The 18,453-nt window shown below is 68.7% G+C and carries 21 protein-coding genes; 19 read left to right on the forward strand and 2 right to left on the reverse strand.

Features of this window, described 5'->3' with window-relative positions:
- Positions 1-4: 4 nt before the first annotated feature.
- Genes B0A89_RS13200 through B0A89_RS13220 form a run of 5 tightly spaced genes read left to right on the forward strand, consistent with a single transcriptional unit; the run spans position 5 to position 4,114 of the window.
- The gene (locus tag B0A89_RS13200; protein ID WP_157115353.1) at positions 5-1,333 is read left to right on the forward strand and encodes a FliM/FliN family flagellar motor switch protein; all 1,329 of its coding nucleotides are present in this window, start codon (positions 5-7) and stop codon (positions 1,331-1,333) included.
- Entirely contained in the window at positions 1,326-1,982 is a 657-nt protein-coding gene (gene sctR / locus B0A89_RS13205) for a type III secretion system export apparatus subunit SctR (protein ID WP_085378509.1), read from the forward strand. The genes B0A89_RS13200 and sctR overlap by 8 nt, the downstream gene beginning before the upstream one ends.
- Positions 1,982-2,236 (forward strand): type III secretion system export apparatus subunit SctS, encoded by a 255-nt coding sequence (gene sctS / locus B0A89_RS13210; protein WP_085378510.1) that lies wholly within the window; start codon positions 1,982-1,984, stop codon positions 2,234-2,236. The genes sctR and sctS overlap by 1 nt, the downstream gene beginning before the upstream one ends.
- Positions 2,205-3,089, forward strand: coding sequence for an EscT/YscT/HrcT family type III secretion system export apparatus protein (locus B0A89_RS13215; protein WP_169712174.1), 885 nt, complete (start codon positions 2,205-2,207; stop codon positions 3,087-3,089). Before sctS ends, B0A89_RS13215 begins: the two co-directional genes overlap by 32 nt.
- On the forward strand, positions 3,086-4,114 hold the full coding sequence (locus tag B0A89_RS13220) for an EscU/YscU/HrcU family type III secretion system export apparatus switch protein (protein WP_085378512.1): 1,029 nt from the start codon (positions 3,086-3,088) through the stop codon (positions 4,112-4,114). Before B0A89_RS13215 ends, B0A89_RS13220 begins: the two co-directional genes overlap by 4 nt.
- A gap of 97 nt (positions 4,115-4,211) precedes the next feature.
- On the opposite strand, the gene B0A89_RS13225 is transcribed toward B0A89_RS13220, so the two are convergent.
- Positions 4,212-5,258: a hypothetical protein gene (locus tag B0A89_RS13225; protein WP_085378513.1), complete on the reverse strand. Its 1,047-nt coding sequence runs from the start codon at positions 5,256-5,258 to the stop codon at positions 4,212-4,214.
- A gap of 224 nt (positions 5,259-5,482) precedes the next feature.
- Between B0A89_RS13225 and B0A89_RS14865 the strand changes: the two genes are divergently transcribed.
- The 11 genes from B0A89_RS14865 to B0A89_RS13275 all read left to right on the forward strand — a co-directional run bounded on the left by B0A89_RS14865 (position 5,483) and on the right by B0A89_RS13275 (position 14,602).
- Positions 5,483-5,728 carry an EscE/YscE/SsaE family type III secretion system needle protein co-chaperone gene (locus tag B0A89_RS14865; protein ID WP_169712175.1) on the forward strand — a complete coding sequence of 82 codons (246 nt, stop codon included), beginning with the start codon at positions 5,483-5,485 and terminating at the stop codon, positions 5,726-5,728.
- Positions 5,729-5,738: 10 nt separating this feature from the next.
- Complete coding sequence (locus B0A89_RS14770; RefSeq protein ID WP_157115354.1) at positions 5,739-5,903, forward strand: hypothetical protein; 165 nt, start codon at positions 5,739-5,741, stop codon at positions 5,901-5,903.
- Between the two features lie 120 nt (positions 5,904-6,023).
- Positions 6,024-6,980: a SctD/MshK family protein gene (locus B0A89_RS13235; protein WP_085378515.1), complete on the forward strand. Its 957-nt coding sequence runs from the start codon at positions 6,024-6,026 to the stop codon at positions 6,978-6,980.
- Positions 6,977-7,360: a hypothetical protein gene (locus B0A89_RS13240; RefSeq protein ID WP_157115355.1), complete on the forward strand. Its 384-nt coding sequence runs from the start codon at positions 6,977-6,979 to the stop codon at positions 7,358-7,360. Before B0A89_RS13235 ends, B0A89_RS13240 begins: the two co-directional genes overlap by 4 nt.
- Before the next feature lie 41 nt (positions 7,361-7,401).
- On the forward strand, positions 7,402-7,866 hold the full coding sequence (locus B0A89_RS13245; RefSeq protein ID WP_085378517.1) for a CDC27 family protein: 465 nt from the start codon (positions 7,402-7,404) through the stop codon (positions 7,864-7,866).
- A complete protein-coding gene (gene sctV / locus B0A89_RS13250) occupies positions 7,863-9,923 on the forward strand; it encodes a type III secretion system export apparatus subunit SctV (RefSeq protein ID WP_085378518.1) in 2,061 nt (686 codons plus the stop codon). The genes B0A89_RS13245 and sctV overlap by 4 nt, the downstream gene beginning before the upstream one ends.
- The gene (locus B0A89_RS13255; RefSeq protein WP_085378519.1) at positions 9,920-11,146 is read left to right on the forward strand and encodes a type II and III secretion system protein family protein; all 1,227 of its coding nucleotides are present in this window, start codon (positions 9,920-9,922) and stop codon (positions 11,144-11,146) included. The genes sctV and B0A89_RS13255 overlap by 4 nt, the downstream gene beginning before the upstream one ends.
- Positions 11,143-11,550, forward strand: a complete 408-nt coding sequence (locus tag B0A89_RS13260; protein WP_085378520.1) for a hypothetical protein — start codon at positions 11,143-11,145, stop codon at positions 11,548-11,550. Before B0A89_RS13255 ends, B0A89_RS13260 begins: the two co-directional genes overlap by 4 nt.
- 61 nt (positions 11,551-11,611) lie before the next feature.
- Positions 11,612-12,346 carry a tetratricopeptide repeat protein gene (locus B0A89_RS13265; RefSeq protein WP_085378521.1) on the forward strand — a complete coding sequence of 245 codons (735 nt, stop codon included), beginning with the start codon at positions 11,612-11,614 and terminating at the stop codon, positions 12,344-12,346.
- Between the two features lie 524 nt (positions 12,347-12,870).
- Positions 12,871-14,019, forward strand: a complete 1,149-nt coding sequence (locus B0A89_RS13270; protein WP_085378522.1) for a glycosyltransferase family 2 protein — start codon at positions 12,871-12,873, stop codon at positions 14,017-14,019.
- Between the two features lie 172 nt (positions 14,020-14,191).
- Complete coding sequence (locus B0A89_RS13275) at positions 14,192-14,602, forward strand: protein tyrosine phosphatase family protein (RefSeq protein ID WP_085378523.1); 411 nt, start codon at positions 14,192-14,194, stop codon at positions 14,600-14,602.
- A 209-nt stretch (positions 14,603-14,811) separates the two neighbouring features.
- On the opposite strand, the gene B0A89_RS13280 is transcribed toward B0A89_RS13275, so the two are convergent.
- Positions 14,812-15,915: a hypothetical protein gene (locus B0A89_RS13280; protein WP_085378524.1), complete on the reverse strand. Its 1,104-nt coding sequence runs from the start codon at positions 15,913-15,915 to the stop codon at positions 14,812-14,814.
- A 134-nt stretch (positions 15,916-16,049) separates the two neighbouring features.
- Between B0A89_RS13280 and B0A89_RS13285 the strand changes: the two genes are divergently transcribed.
- From B0A89_RS13285 to B0A89_RS13295, 3 genes are read left to right on the forward strand one after another with little or no spacing between them, the layout of a single operon-like run.
- Positions 16,050-16,436: a PepSY domain-containing protein gene (locus B0A89_RS13285; protein ID WP_085378525.1), complete on the forward strand. Its 387-nt coding sequence runs from the start codon at positions 16,050-16,052 to the stop codon at positions 16,434-16,436.
- The gene (locus B0A89_RS13290; protein ID WP_085378526.1) at positions 16,436-17,101 is read left to right on the forward strand and encodes a response regulator transcription factor; all 666 of its coding nucleotides are present in this window, start codon (positions 16,436-16,438) and stop codon (positions 17,099-17,101) included. Before B0A89_RS13285 ends, B0A89_RS13290 begins: the two co-directional genes overlap by 1 nt.
- Positions 17,098-18,414, forward strand: coding sequence for an ATP-binding protein (locus B0A89_RS13295; protein ID WP_085378935.1), 1,317 nt, complete (start codon positions 17,098-17,100; stop codon positions 18,412-18,414). The genes B0A89_RS13290 and B0A89_RS13295 overlap by 4 nt, the downstream gene beginning before the upstream one ends.
- Positions 18,415-18,453 lie beyond the last annotated feature (39 nt).

Raw genomic sequence — 18,453 nt, forward strand, 5'->3', positions numbered from 1 at the left:
GCGCATGCCGATGCCCGGTAGGCTGGACCTATCCGCACTGGTGGCGCCGGGGCGATCGGCCACGCCCGCCCCGGCGCATCCTGCGGCCCGCGCGCTGGCGGGTGATGATGCCGGGCGCGCCGGCAGCGATGAGGGCAGGGGCGCGGCCGTTTCCCTGACGTCGGCGCAGGCCGCCCTGCGGGGGTTGTTGTTCCGCAGGCGCGGGCCGCTGATGCTGCGGCAAGGGCCCGGGCAGGCCGCCCTGACGCTGACGGCTTTGCCGGCGGGCGAGCTGCCTGCGCCGGCCGACACGCCGTGGCTGTCCCTGACGATCGACGGCGCCCCGGCTGCGCTGGCGCTGCCCTGGTCGATGGCGCGGCGGCTGGCCGGCCGGCCGCTTGAGGCCGCCGATCCCGAGGACGCGGCCCTGTTGCTGGAAGACGCGCTGACCGACTGGCTGGATGCGGGCGAGCTGGCCACGGGCCTGGCCATCCGCCTGCTGCGGCTGGACCAGACCCCGCCACCGGACGGGATCGCAGTGCGTCTGGGGGTTGATCTTGCGCTGCCGCGTCCGGCCCGGCAGGCCGCGGCGCTGCGGCTGTCGCCGGGGGCGGCGCAGGCGCTGGCTGCCGCGCTGGCCCGCAACGAACGGCCGCGTGATGCCCTGCCGGGCCTTGCATTGCGGGTCTGGATCGAACGCCCCGCCGCGCGGCTTACCCTGGGTGAGCTGCGAAGCCTGGCCCCCGGCGATGCGCTGCTGCTGCCCCCCGAGGCAGAGGAGGGCGAGGCGGTGGCCGTGGTCGAACAGCGCCTTGCCGCCCCGGTGCGGGCCGTCGGACCGGGGTGCTGGGTGATCGAGGCGCCGCTGGCCCCCCGGCCGATGCGCGGCGCGGATATTCCTTGGACAGCATGGCGGAACGACATGAGCGATACCGATCCCGCGACGGCCGGACCCTTGGCGCCGGGACATCTGACGCCCCAGCCTTCGGCGCAGCCCGCCGAAGCGGCGGCCACCTCGGGCCCCGACAGCCCGGCAGAGCCTGCCGGAACGCCGGTTTCCATGCCGCAGGACGGCGCCGCTTCCGCTGGTTCCCCGGCGCCCGCCGGCGCCGAGCCGCCCCGGCCGGTATCCCTCGACGGGCTTGAGCTGCGGCTGTCGGTGCGCGTGGGCGAGGCGCTGGTTCCGCTGTCCGAACTGCGTCAGGCCGGGCCGGGAACGGTCATCGTGCTGGACCGCCCCGATGGCGCGCTGGTCGATCTGGTGGTGAACGGGCAGGTCGTCGGCACCGGGCAGATCATCACCGTGGCCGGCCAGAAAGCCTGCGAGATCCGCAGCCTGTTCGGCGATGGATAACCCCTTTCCGCTGCTGATCGCGGCCACGGGGCTGATGGCCGTGCCTTTCGTGGTCGTCAGCCTGACCGCCTTCGTCAAGATCGCCGTGGTGCTGTTTCTGGTCCGCAGCGCGTTGGGGGTGCAGCAGACGCCGCCCAATCTGGTGCTGTATGGCGTCACCATCGTGCTGACGGTCTATGTCATGTCGCCGGTGTTCGCCCAGTCATGGGCGGCGATCACGCAAGGAGGGGCCGGCATGGCGGGCCTGACGGACCCGGCGCAATGGCCCGGCATGCTGCAGCGCGGGCTGGAGCCCGTCCGCGCCTTCCTGATGCGCCTGACGACCGAACAGGACCGCGCCTTTTTCCTGCAGGCGGCGCAGGAAATGCACGCCAGCACCAATGTCGAACCGGCGCAGGGCGATCTGTTCATCCTTGCCCCCGCCTTTGTCACGGCCGAACTGACGCGGGCCTTTGAAATCGGCGTGCTGCTGTATCTGCCCTTCATCGTCATCGATCTCGTCATCACCAACATCCTGACCGCGATGGGGATGATGATGGTCTCGCCCATGGTCATCTCGCTGCCGTTCAAGCTGCTGCTGTTCGTGGCCGTAGATGGCTGGGCGCGGCTGACCCATGGTCTGGTGATGAGCTATGTGCCGGGGGGCTGATGGCGCTTTATGATTCGCTGAACCAGTCGCTGATCCTGGTGCTGATGCTGTCGATGCCCGCCATCGTCGCGGCGACGGTGGTCGGGCTGGTCATCGGCCTGATCCAGGCGCTGACCCAGATCCAGGATCAGACCCTGTCCCATGCGGTCAAGCTGGTCGCGGTGGGCGCGGTCATCATGCTGGCCGGCGCTGGTCTTTCAGCGCAGCTCGTCCGTTTCACCGATGAGCTTTTCCGCCGCATCGCCGGGATCTAGCATCATGGCGGGCGGGGCGCTGCAAACCATGATGTCCATGGGCTTTGACCCTGACGGCATCCGGTCGCTGGTCACGCTGTTGCCGGTGACGGCGGCGCGGCCGCTGGGCTATGTGCTGCTGATCCCGCTGTTCGGGCGGTTTCATCTGAACACCGGCTATCTGCGCGGCGCGCTGCTGGTGGCGCTGATCCTGCCGGTCATGCCGGCGGCGATCGCGGCGGCCGATGCCGATCCGGCGCTGCTGTCGGCGGCGCGGGTGCCGGGCCTGATGGCGACAGAGTTCCTGGTGGGCGCGATCCTGGGCCTGCTGGCCGGGCTGCCGCTATGGGCGGCGCAGGCCGCGGGCGATTTCATGGATATCCAGCGCGGCGCGCAGATGGCGCAGATTCTTGATCCCGGCTCGGCCGAACAGCAGTCGGTTACCGGAACGCTGCTGCTGCTGGTCTGTGTTCTGGTGCTGGCGGCCAAGGGGCTGCTGGTGACGGCGCTGTTCGGCCCGGTTCTGGACAGCTATGCCGTCATGCCGCTGTTCTCGCCCCTGCCGCGAATCGAGCCGGCACAGGGCGCCCTGGCGCTGCGCCTGCTCGATACGCTGACGCGCACGGGCCTTATCCTGGCGCTGCCGGTGCTGGTTCCGCTGCTGCTGGTCGAGATGGCAGTGGCGGTGGCCACGAAATACATGCCGCAGCTGAACGCGATGTTCCTGTCCATGGCAATCAAGCAGGCCGTTCAGGGGCTGCTGATGATCGTCTATGCCGTCGTGCTGGCCGGCTATGCCATCGGCATGGGGGCGTCAGAGGACCTGCGGCCGCAGGCCCTGGATGCCTTCCTGTCGGGCGCCGCCCGGCCATGAGCGGCGAGAGCGAGGAAAAGACCCTTCCGCCGACGCGCCACAAGCTGAACAAGGCGCGGGAAAAGGGGCAGGTCGTCACCTCGCGGGAAACCCTGTCGTCGGTCAGCTCGCTGGCGGTTCTGCTGTATCTGTTCGCCCGGCGCGAGGCGATCTGGCGCGATATGAAGACGCTGTTCCTGCTGGAACCTGCGCCGGGGCTGACCCTGATGCAGGATCTGCACGAACGTGCCCGTGTTGCGATGGATCTGGCGACCGGCATTGTGGCGCCGATCATCGCGCTGGTCATCGCGCTGGCGGTGCTGGGAGGGGTGGCGATCTCGGGCGGGCCGGTCTTTTCGATGACACCTATCACACCCGATTTCAGCCGGCTGAACCCGGCCAGCGGCTTTGGCAAGCTGTTCGGCCGGTCGGCATGGATGCGCCTTTTGATGCATCTGATTCGCGTCGGGGCGATCGCCGCGCTGCTGGTGGTGATGCTGTGGGACCAGCTTGGCGCGCTGGTGCCGATGCCGCCCTGCGGCCTCCCCTGCATGGGGCAGGCCGCCGATTCGATTCTCGGGCCGCTGCTCGTCGGGCTGACGGCGATTCTGGTCGTGGCGGGGCTGCTGGATTATCTGGTCCAGCGGGGCGATTTCATCCGCCAGCAGCGCATGTCGATCACCGAGATGAAGCGCGAATACAAGGATCAGGACGGCAATCCCCAGATCAAGGGGGCGCTGCGCCAGAACCAGCGCGATCTGGTGCAGAACCCCACCGGGCTGTCGCAGGCGACGCTGATCCTGCGCGATGGCACACGGCAGATGGTCGCGCTGCGCTATGTCCGCGACGAAATGCCCGCGCCGCTGGTCGTGGCGCGGGCCCGCGGCGCTGCCGCGGGGCGGGCGGTGCAGCAGGCGATCAGGACAAGGCCGGGCTTGGTGGTTGTGGAGGATGCGGCGGCCGTGGCGGCGCTGTCGGGTGTGGCGGTGGGAGACTGGGTCTCGACCGACGAGCAGGTCGCCGCCGTGGTTCCGCATCTGCGCTGAGCGCCGCTTTTGGACAAATGATCGGCCGAAGGCGGGCGCCGGCCCGAATGACAAGGGGGCGGCAATGCCGCCCCCGCTCAGCATATCGGTTGCGGGATCAGACCGCCGAACCCCAGCCCTTGACGGAGGTGGCGCTCAGGCTGCTCATCAGGGTGAAGAAGCCCAGCATGGCCATCTGGCCCAGCTGCTGGTTCACTTCCTTGAGGGCATGCTCGGAACGGCCGCCGCCCAGCGTGCCATTGTTCGACACCAGATGGGCAAAGCCGCTGGCGTTATGGTGCTTGAAGATGCTCGAGAACAGCGAATCCACCTCGTAGGATTTCACCGCATCCTTGTCGCCGGCCTTGGTCAGGTTGCCCTTGGCATCCTTGATCGCTCCGCCGCCCTGGGCGCCGACGCCTGCATCGCCCATCAGGGCCTTGCCGTCGCCGTCGAAGGTCTGGCCGATCAGGCCCTGGGGCTTGACGCCGTCGGCGATGGCGTTCTTGGTCTCGATATCCATGTTCAGATACTGACCATTCGCCTCGAAATCGACCTTCCATTCGCCCTTGTTGACGATGACATGGTCGCCCTTCTTCTCGGCCGTGCCGCCGCCGAACAGATTGACCTTCTTGCCGTCCTCCAGCTTCTGCCCGTTGACGAACGTCTCACCCGTCTTGTCCACGGTGATGAAGTTGCCGTCGGCATTGATGGCCGCCTCGCCGACGACGGTCGCGCCGCCGGTGCCGTAAGCCTCGAACTTGCCGTTGAGCTGGAAATTCTGGTCCGACAGCAGGTTGTAGATCTTGCCGGCCTTGCCCTGGACATCGAACATATCGCCATCGGCGCCGATGAAGTGGGGGTCACCCCAGATCCGGGCCTTGCCCGCGATCGGCTTTTCTTCGACCGGCGCGTGCGGCACGCCATGCCCGGCCGAGCCGGTATGGTGGGAACCATGGGACGGCTTGCCCCCGACGAAGGGGTTCACGCCCACGGGCGATTTGCCGTCGGCCAGCATGTCGGCCAGCGCCTGCAGCGCCGTGCCCAGACCGGAAAACAGTTTTGCCAGGCTGTTCAGCCCGGACAGGTTCGCGCCGCCATTGGGCGACAGCAGGTTGAAGGTAGAAACCCCGGCAAGCGCCGTGGTCGGGTTGAAGTTGAGCATCTTTCCAAACCTTGTTGCAGATTGTGCAGGAAGGGTCGCCAGCGGGCCGCAAGCTGTCCAATTAATACGTCATTAAGATGACATGGCGCCGGATCGGCGAAAAATCGCCTAGGCCGCGGGGGTCTGCCGAGGTCAAAAAAATTGTTGGCAGTCTTCATTTGGATGTCACATTTTGCGGTCAGTTCTCACCTCGATCAAGCGCACTGCCGCAAGAAGGAGGCGGAATGTCTGACAGGAATGTCGAAATCGTCGAACTCGACCGGCGGCTGGGTAATGATCCGGACGGTATCGAACTGCGCCGTCTGACCGAACGGCTTGTCGCAGGAAAAGGGCGGGTGATCCAAGAGATCGGCCGCGGGGTGAGCACCGACGAATACGCCCGGCTCTCTCTTCTTGCCCAGGCATATGATGCTGGCATCGATGCCCTGCCCAAGCTGTGGGCTTCTATCCACGACCAACCGCAAACTTGAGGACTGAATCATGACCAAGATGGCTTCGCCCGAAACGATGATCAAGCAGATGGAAGAAAGCCAGGCTCGCGCCATGGCCAACCAGATGAAGGTCAACGACGCCTCCATGCGCTTCAACTCGGCCATGGCCGCGCTGGACAGCGAAAAGAAGGCCTGGGACAAGATCCACGGCTGATCCTGCCGTGCGGGCGGGGGTGTCAGTGCGACACTCCCGCGCCGACCTGATGGGAGCCCCGATGGGGCAAGGCAGTTGCGCCGGGGCCGCAAGGGCCGACCGGCGCGAAGGACAATCCCGATGAACGATACCCCTTTCCGACTGACCGTCCTGTCCGGGCCCAATGCCGGCGCATCCGTGCCGCTGAAGGCAGGGCGCACCGTGATCGGCGGGGCCGCCGCCGATGCCATCGTGCTGGACGGCGCGTTGCCTGCCCATCTTGGCCTGACATTGCAGGGCGAGCGCATCCGGTTGGTCGCGGGCGGCCCCGGCGTTGCCATCGGGGACGGGGACGGGCCTGACGCGGCCGAGCGGCTGGCTGAGGGCAAGGCCCGCATCCTGCCGCTGCCGGTGATGGTCAGGCTGAACGAGGATACGCTGCTGAATGTCGCGCGCCGGGTGCCGGTGACGGGCCGGGCCGTTCCGGCCGCGATGGCCGCGCTGGCCAGCATCGTGGCGCTGGCCGGCGGGCTGCTGGTCGGGCTGCAGATGCCCGACAGCGTGCGCGCCGCATCGGGGATGACGGCACAGGCCTCACCCGCACCGGCGCCCGCGCCGATCGCCCCGCCGCTGGCCGCCACCGTCGCGCCGCGCGCGCCTTCGGCTCCGCTGCGCGCGATGTCGCCCCAGATGGGTCCGTGCGACGACGCCTGCCGGTCCGAGGCGCAGGCGCGCTTGCGGGCGCGGCTTGATGAGGCCGGGATGAAGGATCTGGCGCTGGATGTTCAGGGCGGTGTGCTGCGCGTGCGCGGCGCCTTGCCGCCCGACGGGCAGGCCCGCTGGGCTGATCTGCGCCGCGATTTCGAGATGACCTATGGCGGCAGCCTGCCGCTGTTGGTGGCGATCGGCCCGGAGGCGGGCGGCCCGCAACTGGCAGTGTCGTCGATCTGGCTGGGCGCGCGCCCCGAGATCCGCACCCGCAACGGCGAGGTGCTGCGCGTGGGTGATGCCACCGCTGACGGCTGGACGGTCAGCGGCATCGACCGCGGCGCCGTCACGCTGTCGCGCAATGACAGCGAAGTCGTGGTGCGCTGGTGATGGACGCCTCGCTGCGCCGCTCTGCCGAGGGGCTTTCGCCCGTGGCCACCGGGAAGATCGCTCCCGCCTCGGCCGCGCCCCTGCGCCCGGCACCGGGCGGCGGCCCGAATGAGGCCCGGCACCGGGCTGACCAGCAGCCGGACGCGCGGGCCGGCGAAGGCAATCGTGCCGCGCCATTGACCGGGCCGGGCGATCTGCTGGCCGAGGCCATGGGGCGCGCCGAACTTCCCCCCCCGCTGCAACTGATCGCCGCGCTCGAGGCAGCGGAACGGCATGCGCCCTTGGCTGACCGCGCTGTTCCAGGCCTGGGCGCACTGATCAGGGCAGTCATCCAGGACGAGCGCTTCAAGCTGGCGCGGATGATGGATCTGGGTCGCTAGAATTGCCGCTTTCCTTGCCAGACAACGCGCCCGCGGGCGGCATGCCGGCCGTTTCAGCCGGCCTGCCCGCGCCCATCCCGGCCGCGGCGGCCGAGGGTGTTCCGCGCCCCGATACCGACGACCCGGTTGAGATCGCCGCCCATGGGCGGACGCTGGCGACCTTGGGGTTGATCCATCTGCGCCATGCGGGCGCGCCGCGTGCGATGGTGCTGGGGCTGGCGGCGATGGCGATGGGCGATCTGCGCCCGCGGACCGTGCTGATGGTGGCCGAGGCCCTGCTGCAGGCAGGCGATCCGGCACAGGCGATGACGGCGCTTGAGCGCTTTGACGACGACGGGGCGGGGCTGTCGCAGCCTCCCACGCCGGCCGAAAACGCGGCCCGCCTTTATCTGGCCGCGCGCGTGCTGCTGCGGCAGGGCCGCCTTGAGGAGGCGCGCCGCGCCCTGGAACAGGCGATCGAGGACGGCCGCGCCGCGGCAGGGCCCACGACAGGGGCAGGGGCATGAAGCGCGCAGCCTCGTTCCTGCGGCAGGTTGCCGGGCGCCAGGATCTGGCGCTGATCGTCCTGCTGGTGCTGATCGTCTTCATGATCATCCTGCCGCTGCCGACCTGGCTGCTGGATGTGATGATCGGCACCAACATGGCGCTGTCGGTGCTGATCCTGATCGTGTCGGTCTATCTGGCGCAGCCGACGACCTTTTCGACCCTGCCCGCTGTGCTGCTGTTTGCGACGCTGTTCCGGCTGGCGATCGGCATTTCGACCACCCGAATGATCCTGCTGCAGGCGGATGCCGGCAAGATCGTCGAAACCTTCGGCAAGTTCGTGCTGGGCGGCAGCCTGGTCGTCGGGATCGTGGTGTTCCTGATCATCACCATCGTGCAGTTCATCGTGATCACCAAGGGCGCCGAGCGCGTCGCCGAGGTGTCGGCGCGCTTTTCGCTCGACGCGCTGCCGGGCCGGCAGATGTCGATCGACAGCGACATGCGCGCGGGCGAGATCGACATGGCCGAGGCCCGCCGCCGGCGTGAGGCGTTGCAGCTGGAATCCGAGTTCTATGGCTCGATGGACGGCGCGATGAAGTTCGTCAAGGGCGACGCCATCGCGGGCCTGATCATCATCGCCGTCAACATCCTGGGCGGCCTGGGCGTCGGCGTGGGCCAGAAGGGGATGGCCTTCGGCGAGGCGCTGCACCGCTATTCGGTGCTGACGGTCGGCGACGGCATGGTCAGCCAGATCCCGGCGCTGCTGATGGCGATCGCCTCGGGCGTGGTCATCACGCGGATCACCCATGCCGGCTCGTCCGATCTGGGGCGCGACATCGCCGGGCAGATCGGCGCCAGCCCCCGCGCGATGCAGGTCGCGGGCGTGGTGCTGGTCGGCTTTGCGCTGATCCCCGGCTTTCCCGCGCTGACCTTCCTGGTTCTGGCGGCGCTGATCGGGGGCGGCGGTATCCTGATGGCGCGCAATGCCCAGCGCGAAAGAGAGGATGCCGATCCGCTTGGCCCCGAGGCGCCGACCGCAGTCGGCCGAACGGATCTGATGATGGTGCCGATGCCCCCGATCCAGCTCTCGGTCGGGCCAGAGATTGCACAGGGGTTGAACCGGCGCGATTTCGACGCCGCGGCGCTGCGCGAACGCACGCGGCTGTTCGATGATCTGGGCGTGCCGTTCCCCCGGCTTCAGCTTGGCACGGACGCTGACCTGCCGGGCGATCGCTGGCAGCTGCGCGTTGAAAGCGTTCCCGTTGCCGAAGGCTCGCTGCCGCCGGGCAAGCTGCGGCTGCTGGATCAGCCTGATGCGGCGCGCATCCTTGGCGTCACGCTCGCCGAGGCGCCCCTGTCGGCTGCCGAACGGGTCAGCTGGTGGGCTGAGGCGGACACAGAAACGACGCTGCGCCGGGCTGGCCTGCGCATCCAGACCCCGGAACAGGCATTGGCGGCGCAGGCAAGCGCCCGCCTGCCGCGCCATGCGGCCGAGTTCCTGGGCGTGCAGGAGGTCGGCGCCTTGCTGGGCGCGATGGAAGGGCGCTATGAAAGCCTGGTGGCCGAGGCCCAGAAGGCCTTGCCCGTGCAGAAGGTCGCCGCCGTCATGCGCCGCCTGGTCGAGGAGGAGATCCCGATCCGCAACCTGCGCATCCTGCTGGAAACCATCGTCGAATGGGCGCCGCGTGAAAAGGATGTCGAGCTGCTGGCGGAATATGTGCGCGCCGCCCTGGCCCGCCAGATCAGCCACAAATATGCCGATGGCGAACGGACAATCGCCGCTTACGTGATCGAGGCCGATGTCGAGGAGGCGATCCGCGCCTCGATCCGGCAGGCGCCGTCGGGCGTCTATCTGGCGCTCGAGGCGCAGCAGTCGCGGCGGCTGCTGGACATGCTGCGGGGCGCGGTTGGCGATCTGTCGGCCCATGCGCGCACGCCCGTATTCTTGTCGGCAATGGATGTGCGGCGTTTCCTGCGGCGTTTCCTGACCAGCCACGACATGGATCTTCCGGTGCTGTCGCACAAGGAAATCGCCCCCCAATACAAGGTACAACCCCTCGCCATGTTGTCGTTGCGATGACCAGGCGCCTGTTTTCGGCGCTGACCGCCCTGTGGATGACGCTGCTTTGCGCGACGGGCGCACTGGCTGCGGCCAATATCGAACTGACCGTGGGCGAGGGGCGGGATCTGGCGATGCCTGCCGGCGCGTCGAGCGTGCTGGTCGCCGATCCCGGCATTGCCGACGCGCAGGCGACCTCGCCCACGTCGATCTTTGTCACCGCCGTGGGCCCCGGACGCACAACCATCGTGGTTCGCGATGCCCAGTCGCGCACGATCCGGCAGTTCAGCGTCCGCGTCCGGCGCGGAATCGGGGGGGCAGGGCGTTCGCTGGGCCGGGGCATCAGCCTTACCGAAACCGATGACGGCGCCATCCTGTCGGGCGAGGCAATGGACGTGACCGCCGCGCAGTCGGTCAGCGGCGCAGGCCGGGTGCTGGATCAGCAGGGGCTGCTGGTGCAGGACCGCACCACCTATGCGGGGGCAAACCAGGTTTCGTTGCGCGTTCGCTTTGTCGAAGCCTCGCGCAGCGAGCTGCGCCGGATGGGGCTGAACATCTCGGCCCTGGACGGCAGCACGGCCGGCCCCATCCGTATCACCAGCATCGGCGATGCGACCGGGTTCCTTTCAGGCACCCCCTACAACAGTCCCGCGGTCGGCGGGCGCATCCGCGCCGGAGGGCTGACCTTCGACACGCTGCTCGAGGCGCTCGAGACGCGGGGCGTGGTGCAGATCCTGTCCGAGCCGACGCTGACGACGGTGACGGGCCAGACCGCCAGCTTTCGCGCGGGGGGCGAATTCGCCTATCCCGTCAATCAGGGTGACGGTGTGATCGCGGCAGAGTTCAAGGAATACGGGGTTTCCATCGACTTCACCCCGACGATCCTGCCGGGCAACCGCATCGCGGTGCATGTCACGCCCGAGGTCAGCTTTATCGACGAGGCGAATACCTCGTCGGTCAGCGGCTTCAACGTGCCCGGCGTGTCCGTTCGCCGGGCGGACACCACCGTCGAGGTCGCCAGCGGCCAGACCTTTGCCATCGCCGGCCTTTACGAGCAGTATTCTGCAAATACCAGCGCCGGGGTGCCGGGACTTTCCCAGGTGCTGGGCCGGAACCAGCGCAATCGGCGGGAACGCGAACTGATGATCTTCATCACCCCGTATCTGGCCGATGCCTCGGATGCGGTCCAAACCCGTCCGCAGCGCCCCGCCCCCCAGGCCAGTGTAGGATTCATCACCCGATGACCCGGATTTTTGTGACCTTCATCCCGCTGCTTGTCGCGGCAGGCTGCGCCGAGCCGATGATTCCTGACAGCGACGTGATCCGCCATGCGGCCGAGCCGGCCTATGGCTATGACGAAGGAGGACGGCTGATGGCGACCGCCTGCCGCCCGGACCGGCCTTCGCTTTATTCCGGGACCCCTTCGGCCTGCCAGCGCGATGTGGTATTTGCCCGGCAGGTGGCCAATGCGCGCGATCTTGTGCGCCCGCAGGTGGCCGGGCGTCCTGCCGCCGGCCCGGTCGGCGCAGCGGCCGACCGCTATCTTTACGGCGTGCGCAGCGCGCCTTGGGCAACCGCCGCAGGGCAGGGGGCCGCGATCCCTGCAACGGCCGCTCTGCCGGGGGCGGGCGGCTATGCGCGGCAGTGACCTTGCCCCGGCGCGGCCTGTCCGGCTATGACCTGCAATGCCGCCTTAGGATGCTGACCGCATGAGCCTTGTTCCCGTCCTGTCCCGTCTGATGCCGGCGATGATGCTTGCCGCTTTGACAAGTGCCTGCAACGATCCGAATTTCGGCGTGGCCGAGACCCGGCAGACCACTGCAGTCGAGCGGGTGGTCGAACTGCGCCGCGCGCTCAAGACCAACCCTGCCGATACGGCGGCGCTGTCGCGGCTGGGCGACCTTTACGCCGATCAGGGAATGTGGGCCGAATCCATGGGGGCCTATCGCGAGGCCCTGATCCTTTCGCCCTCGGACCGCAATCTGGTGCTGGGCTATGGGCGCGGTCAGCTGGCCGTGGGCGATTTCGGCGGCGCGCTGAAGACAGCGGCCCAGGCAGGCGACAGCGATGTGCGCGGCATGCTGCTGAAAGCGGGGGCGCTGGCGGGGGCAGGACAGTTGGCCCAGTCGCGCGCGCTGCTGGAACGGGCACGCGCGATCGCCCCGCGCGACCTGGACGTGCGCAGCAACCTTTCACTGGTGGCCGCATTGCAGCGCGATCCGACGGCCTATGGCATTGCACGCGCCGCAGCCTTTGCCCCGGATGCCGATTTTTCCCATATCCGCAACATGGTTCTGGTCGGCGGCATCACCGGCAATGACGGTTCAGCCGCACAGGATGGCGAGCGCCGCGGGCTTGACCCATCTGAGATCGGCGGCATCCTGTCTGTCGGCCACCGCGCCCGCACGCAGGGCATGAGCGCCGTCACCGTCCTGACGCGCTGACCGGGCACCCGGCGCAAGGCTGCACGCGCTGGCGGTGATGTCAGGGGACGGCTTTTTAGATGACCGCGTTGAGGACTCGACGCCAAAGGCCGCGTGACGCCGATGTTCAGGCCATGTTGCCTGGCTGGCGCGATAACCAGAGCGGCCTTGCCGAGCGTGCGTGGAATCAGCAAGGGTAACGGTCAGGATAGGATCGTGGACGGCTCATTGCTGAGCCGGACACCGAAAATCGGTTCGTTGGTTGTGTCGGAGCCAGGTTCTACAATGCAGAATGCTCCTAAATTTACATAATACGGATTATATCTAGAACTCTGGTCGTAGTAGGTAAGCCATCTCCCTCCGTAGCTTCTCCCCATGGCTTGCACAGTGGCTGGCCTGAAGCGGCATCACCCTTCAAGCGCGGCATCGCAGCGGTCACGCACGGCAATCGATGGGGCCAGCCGCAGCCATTGACCGAGGACATCTGTTCAAAGCCGCATTCCTGCCATAGATTACCGGGCGCAGTCCGGCTGCAAGGTGCATTCATGAGCCATGACGACTCGCAGATCCCGGCCCTGACGGGTTCAGCATCCGATCCCTTCATTTCTGTCATCATGGCCAACCATCGGGGCGCGGCGCATCTGCCGGCGGCCATGGCGGCGGTACTGGCGCAGACCCAGGCCAGGATTGAGCTGATCCTGGCCGATGACGCCTCGGATGATGACAGCGCAACGATCGCCCGGCGTATTGCCGAGGATGATACGCGCGTGCGGGTCATTGTCTCGGACCGGAACCAGGGGCCTGCGGCGACGCGCAATCTGGGCCTGGATGCTGCGCGCGGCGACTGGATTGCAATCGTGGACAGCGACGACCTGATCCACCCGCAGCGGCTGTCCCGTCTGGTCGCGGCGGCAGAAGCGGCCGGTGCCGACATCGCTGCCGACGACCTCGTGCATTTCGGCAATGCTGAGTCCCGGACCCTGCTGCAGACGCTGTCCCCCACCCCTCCCGTGCTGCTGGGCGCGGCCGATCTGCTGGCCGGCCATGCCGATCCGCGCCAGCCTGCTTATGGCTATCTCAAGCCGGTGATCCGGCGGGCGGCCCTGGCCGGGCGGCGTTATGATACCGCCCTACGGATCGGCGAGGACCACGATCTGGTGCTGCGCATGGTCATGGCGGGCGCGCGGTTTCTGCTGCTGCCCGACCCGCTTTATGCCTATCGACGGCACGCGAATTCCATCTCGCACCGGCTTTCGGTGGAAACGGTGGCGGCGATGCTGGCTGCGCATGAGGCGTTGCCGCCGATGCCCGATCCAACATCGCGCGCGGCGGCGCGCGCCGCAGGGCGCCAGTTGCGGCGCAGCCTGCGCTATGAACGGCTGGTCGAGGCGATCAAGGCGCGCCACTGGTCGCGCGCCCTGCCCGCGCTGGCCGATCCGGCCATGCTGGTCCGCCTGGCGGGAAGCCTGCAAGACCGCCGCCGCCGCGCCGCTGCCGCCAGGCAAGGCACGGGGGTGGCGGATCAGCGCCTCGCCCCTGTCATCCCGCCGCTTCCCGCACCCGGCGCGGCATGGGCCGCCCCGCCTGCCCCTGCGGCCGCCTGGATCGTGGCGCAGGTCACCTCGGGCAGCGATCTGCCGCCCGGCCTGCCGCCATGGGCTGAGTGGCTGGCGGGCGCGGTTCGCGACAGTTGAAGAAGGCAGGCATGCCCGGCCGACCGCCAGCCCGAGGCGAATAGGCCGATGGGTTGGAAAGCCGCGCTGATGTGCTTGTATCTTTCGGCGGCGCCGCCCAGAAACACTGCCGAACGCCGCCCGGCCTGCGGCTTGCCAGCCCTTCGGCGTGATCTTGGAAAAGGAGTCCGCCATGGACATACGCAGCCTTACACCGCAGCTTTCGGTCGCCCCGCAGATCCTGCCCGAAGACATGGCCCGACTGGCATCCGCGGGCTTCCGCACGGTGGTCTGCAACCGCCCTGATGCCGAGAACCCGGCGCAGCTGCAAAGCAGCCGGATGGCCGATGCAGCCGCTTCGGCGGGGCTGGCCTTTCACTATCTGCCGGTAGAGCCGGGCCATCTCAGCCCGGACCTGATCGCCCGCTTCACGCAGATCCTCGATGAAGACGAAGGGCCTATCCTGGCCTATTGCCGTTCCGGCACCCGGTCGGCCACCACCTGGGCGCTTGGTCAAAGCGGGCGGCTTGCCGCGGCTGAGATCCTGCACAAGGCCGCCGGCGCCGGCTATGATCTGTCCGGCATCGCACGCGCCCTGGACTGACTGGCGCCCCTGCGGCCCTGATGGCCGAACCGGGGCGCGTTCTGGCGCGGCGTTGCGGAAGGGACCAGGCCCGCCCGCATGCCGGGAAAGCCGCCGTGCTGTCGAAAGGCCGGCCTGGCCCACAGCGCCGCGCGCCTGGCCGGGGCCGCGCCACGCGCAGCCCCGGTTTGTTAAGGATGGGTCGGCAGGCCGCGCTTGCCCGCGCGCGGTCAGCGCGCCAGTTCGCGCACCACCACGCCGCGGGGGCTGATGGTGACGGTGACGTTCTCCCCTTCGGGATTTTTCGCCGCAACCTCGGCGCGCGGTCCGTTGCGGGTGATTTCGCCCAGTTCGGTATAACCTCCGTCTGTCAGGATCGAGCGCACCGCAGCGTCGTCCAGCGGCTCTCGCGGCTCCGCGCGGTCAGGGCCGCCCCGCCCCCGCCCATCGGCAGGCGGCGGGCCGTCTTCGCGCGCGCGTCCCATCGCGCCCTCTGCAGGGGCGTCATTCCGCCGATCCTCGCCCCGTTCGCCATCCCGATCGCCGGGGCGGTGATCATGTGCGGGCTTGCCATGGTGACCGCCGCATTCATGATCTTTGCCGTGCCCATGGCCCATGTCCCGGTCCATACCGCCGCGTTTGTCGCGCGGCCCGTCATGGTCGCGCCGACCGGGGTTCTGATCTCCCTGCCCCTCGCGTTTGCCCTGGCGCGGGCCGCCATCCTCGCCCCGGCCGAAGCGTTGCAGGGTTCCGTCAGTGCCAAATGCGGCACGCACAGGCATGCCCCGTGCATCAGCGCCCGACAGCATGATCCTGTCCTCGCTCCGCGTCACGCCTTGCACCCGCGCGAATTCGGCAAAGACAGGGGCATTGCGGATCGGTTCGGGAACCAGGCGCCGCATGATGTCGTCAGGCAGCGCGCCGGCCTCGTCCGTCAGGCGCATCATGCGCAACTGACCCTGCGGATCGATGGCCCCGCGGAAGGCCGCACCGCCCGGAAGCGTGCCTTCGACCCGTTGTTCACCCTTGCGTCCGTCCAGGACGGCGGCATCACGGATGCCCAGATCGCCCAGCACCTGCGGCAGCGCGGCCTGCGGCGCAGTGCCGGGCGCAGCGGCCGTTGTTCCGCCCAAAGGCGGGGGCGGCGGCACCTGTGCCGACCCCCCGGGAACTACCGCAGGGGCCTGGGGTGCCTGCCCGTTGGGTGCCGCCGCCGCCGGGGGCTGGGTGGACGGCCCGGCGGGCACAGGCGCAGCCGTCTGCGAAAGTGCGGGCCCGGCCAGCACCGCCGTTGCCATGATCACCGCGGCAGAGTTGCGAAAGAGGCGAAGCATCGGTTTTCCTTTCTGTCCTGTCCAGCGCCATGCAGACCGGCGCCGGACGAATCAGTATCTAGCTGCCTTTTGCGCAACCTATGACCAATCATCCGTTTGGAATTCGTTTACGTCAGGCGATATATCGCTGCGCAATGGCCCCTCGCGTCCTTGCCACAGCCCTCCTGATCGCCCTGGCGACCCTTGCCGGGACGGCCTTCACCTTCATGGCCCCGCCGCCGCTGGCACAGACCGGCCTTGCAGGCGCGCCAGAGGCGGGCGCGATCCCCATGCATCTGGCCGTCCTGCGGGCGCAGGACCGCTTCATCGGCCGTGTGCTGGACATCGCGCCCCGTCCCGCCACGCCTGCGGAATCGGAGGTGGGCATCGCCCTTGTCTATCGGCTGCGGATGGTCACGCCCCGGCGTGATGTTCTGGACATCCGCATGGATGCCCGCACGGGCCGCTTTGTCGATGTGCGGGGGCCCGACCTTGCCGCCGCCAGACGGCCTGGGCGCAGGCGCGCGGGGGACAGGCACTGATGCGCTGCCTGATCGTCGAGGATGATCCCATCCTGTCGGGCCAGATCGCCGCTGCCATGCGCCAAGGCGGCTTTGTCGCCGACATCGCCAACGACGGCGCGCAGGCCGAATTCATGGGCATGACCGAAACCTATGACGTGGCCATCCTCGATCTTGGTCTGCCCGGCCTGCCGGGGATCGAGGTGCTGACGCGCTGGCGCGCCCAGGGGCTGTCGCTGCCCGTCCTGATCCTGACCGCCCGCGGGGACTGGAGCGACAAGGTCGCCGGATTTCGCGCCGGCGCGGATGATTACGCGGTCAAGCCCTTCCGCCTGGACGAGGTCGTGCTGCGCGCCCAGACGCTGGTGCGCCGCGCGGCCGGTCATGCGCGGGCGGTGCTGACAGCCGGGCCGCTGGGCTATGACACGCAGCTGGGCGTCATCACCCGCGACGGCATGGCCCTCAGGCTCACCGCCTTTGAAACGCGCATCCTGGGCTATCTCATGCACCATCCGGGGCGGGTCGTCAGCCGCACCGAACTGTCCGAACATCTCTATGACGCCGGCAGCGACAGGGACTTCAAGTCGATCGAGGTCGTGATCGGCCGCCTGCGCCGCAAGATCGGCGAAGGGCTGATCGAGACGCGGCGCGGCGAAGGCTATGTCCTGTGCGGCGATCCGGCGTGATCCCGCGGCTGGGGTCGATCCGCGCGCGGCTGCTGGCGGCGGCGGCGCTGTGGCTGACGCTGGCCTTGCTGGCGGCGTGGTGGGTGATCGGCGGGCTGCTGGCCGGGTTCATCACCGACCGCTTCGATGCCGAAACCGCGGCGATTGCCGATAGCATCATCGCCGGCATCGAGGCGGACGAGGACGGCGGGCTTCGGCTGGTCGCGCCGCCCATCGATCCGCGATTTTCCGTTCCCCTGTCGCTGTGGTCCTGGCAATTGCAGGACGAGGGCGGGCAGGTGATCGACAAGGCGCCATCGCTGCTTGACCTGTATCTGCACCCGCCGCAGGCAGAGTTCGCCGGTGGCCCCGGCACCGGGCCCGAGGGCGAGCCGCTGCGGGTGCTGCACCGCCATTTCACCCTGCCGGGAGAGGATGCGCCGCTGTCTGTCACAGTGACAGCGCCGGTGGCGGAAATCACCGGGGCCATTTCCCGCCTGCGCCGGCCGCTGGCGCTGGCGCTGGCCGCGCTGGGCGCGGGGCTGGCGGCGGCGACGCTGGCGCAGGTCACGCTGGGGCTGCGTTCGCTGGACCGGCTGGGGCGCGACATCCGCGCGATCCGGCAGGGGCAGGCCGAATCCCTTCCGCAGCAGCCGATGGCCGAGCTGCGCCCTGTGACGGCAGAGATCAACGCCCTGCTGGAGGCCAATCGCTCGGTCATCGGGCGGGCGCGCGATCATCTGGGAAACCTGGCCCATTCCCTCAGGACACCGATGGCGGCGCTGGCAAACACCCTGCCACCCGATCATCCCGGACAGGATATGATCGCCCGCATGGACCGGCAGATCGGATGGCATCTGCGGCGCGCCCGCAGCGCCGGCGCCCCGCGGCTGCTGGGTCATTGGACGCCCGTGGCAGCGGTGATCGACGATATCCTGCTGGTCCTGCGCCAGCCCTGCCGCGACCGGGGATTGGCCGTGTCGATCGCCTGCCCCCCTGACGCGCGCTTTGCCGGCGAGCGGCAGGATCTTGAGGAGATGCTGGGCAATCTTCTGGAAAACGCCGTGAAATATGCCGCTAGCCGCATTGCGGTCACAGTGGAAGGCAAGGGGCCAAGCCTGACGCTGACGGTGGCCGATGACGGCCCGGGCCTGCCGCAGAGCGGCCATTCCACCGCCCTGGCCCGCGGCGGCCGGCTGGACGAGCGGGGGCCGCCGGGCGCCGGGCTGGGGCTGGCCATCGTGGCCGACCTTGCCGCCCTGCATGGCGGCAGCCTGCATCTGGGCGTGGCGGCAATGGGCGGACTTGCGGCGCGGCTGACCCTGCCCGCCTGAAACCTGCAAGGCCAAGGGTTGTTGCGGCATGCAACGGAA

Source organism: Paracoccus contaminans (assembly GCF_002105555.1).
Classification (GTDB): Bacteria; Pseudomonadota; Alphaproteobacteria; order Rhodobacterales; family Rhodobacteraceae; genus Paracoccus; species Paracoccus contaminans.

Excerpts from the sequence above, each read along its gene's own strand:
- B0A89_RS13200 (WP_157115353.1), top strand. The coding sequence starts at position 5 with ATGCCGATGCCCGGTAGGCTGGACCTATCCGCACTGGTGGCGCCGGGG.
- sctR (WP_085378509.1), top strand. The coding sequence starts at position 1,326 with ATGGATAACCCCTTTCCGCTGCTGATCGCGGCCACGGGGCTGATGGCC.
- sctS (WP_085378510.1), top strand. The coding sequence starts at position 1,982 with ATGGCGCTTTATGATTCGCTGAACCAGTCGCTGATCCTGGTGCTGATG.
- B0A89_RS13215 (WP_169712174.1), top strand. The coding sequence starts at position 2,205 with ATGAGCTTTTCCGCCGCATCGCCGGGATCTAGCATCATGGCGGGCGGG.
- B0A89_RS13220 (WP_085378512.1), top strand. The coding sequence starts at position 3,086 with ATGAGCGGCGAGAGCGAGGAAAAGACCCTTCCGCCGACGCGCCACAAG.
- B0A89_RS13225 (WP_085378513.1), bottom strand. The coding sequence starts at position 5,258 with ATGCTCAACTTCAACCCGACCACGGCGCTTGCCGGGGTTTCTACCTTC.
- B0A89_RS14865 (WP_169712175.1), top strand. The coding sequence starts at position 5,483 with ATGTCTGACAGGAATGTCGAAATCGTCGAACTCGACCGGCGGCTGGGT.
- B0A89_RS14770 (WP_157115354.1), top strand. The coding sequence starts at position 5,739 with ATGACCAAGATGGCTTCGCCCGAAACGATGATCAAGCAGATGGAAGAA.
- B0A89_RS13235 (WP_085378515.1), top strand. The coding sequence starts at position 6,024 with ATGAACGATACCCCTTTCCGACTGACCGTCCTGTCCGGGCCCAATGCC.
- B0A89_RS13245 (WP_085378517.1), top strand. The coding sequence starts at position 7,402 with ATGCCGGCCGTTTCAGCCGGCCTGCCCGCGCCCATCCCGGCCGCGGCG.
- sctV (WP_085378518.1), top strand. The coding sequence starts at position 7,863 with ATGAAGCGCGCAGCCTCGTTCCTGCGGCAGGTTGCCGGGCGCCAGGAT.
- B0A89_RS13255 (WP_085378519.1), top strand. The coding sequence starts at position 9,920 with ATGACCAGGCGCCTGTTTTCGGCGCTGACCGCCCTGTGGATGACGCTG.
- B0A89_RS13260 (WP_085378520.1), top strand. The coding sequence starts at position 11,143 with ATGACCCGGATTTTTGTGACCTTCATCCCGCTGCTTGTCGCGGCAGGC.
- B0A89_RS13265 (WP_085378521.1), top strand. The coding sequence starts at position 11,612 with ATGAGCCTTGTTCCCGTCCTGTCCCGTCTGATGCCGGCGATGATGCTT.
- B0A89_RS13270 (WP_085378522.1), top strand. The coding sequence starts at position 12,871 with ATGAGCCATGACGACTCGCAGATCCCGGCCCTGACGGGTTCAGCATCC.
- B0A89_RS13275 (WP_085378523.1), top strand. The coding sequence starts at position 14,192 with ATGGACATACGCAGCCTTACACCGCAGCTTTCGGTCGCCCCGCAGATC.
- B0A89_RS13280 (WP_085378524.1), bottom strand. The coding sequence starts at position 15,915 with ATGCTTCGCCTCTTTCGCAACTCTGCCGCGGTGATCATGGCAACGGCG.
- B0A89_RS13285 (WP_085378525.1), top strand. The coding sequence starts at position 16,050 with ATGGCCCCTCGCGTCCTTGCCACAGCCCTCCTGATCGCCCTGGCGACC.
- B0A89_RS13290 (WP_085378526.1), top strand. The coding sequence starts at position 16,436 with ATGCGCTGCCTGATCGTCGAGGATGATCCCATCCTGTCGGGCCAGATC.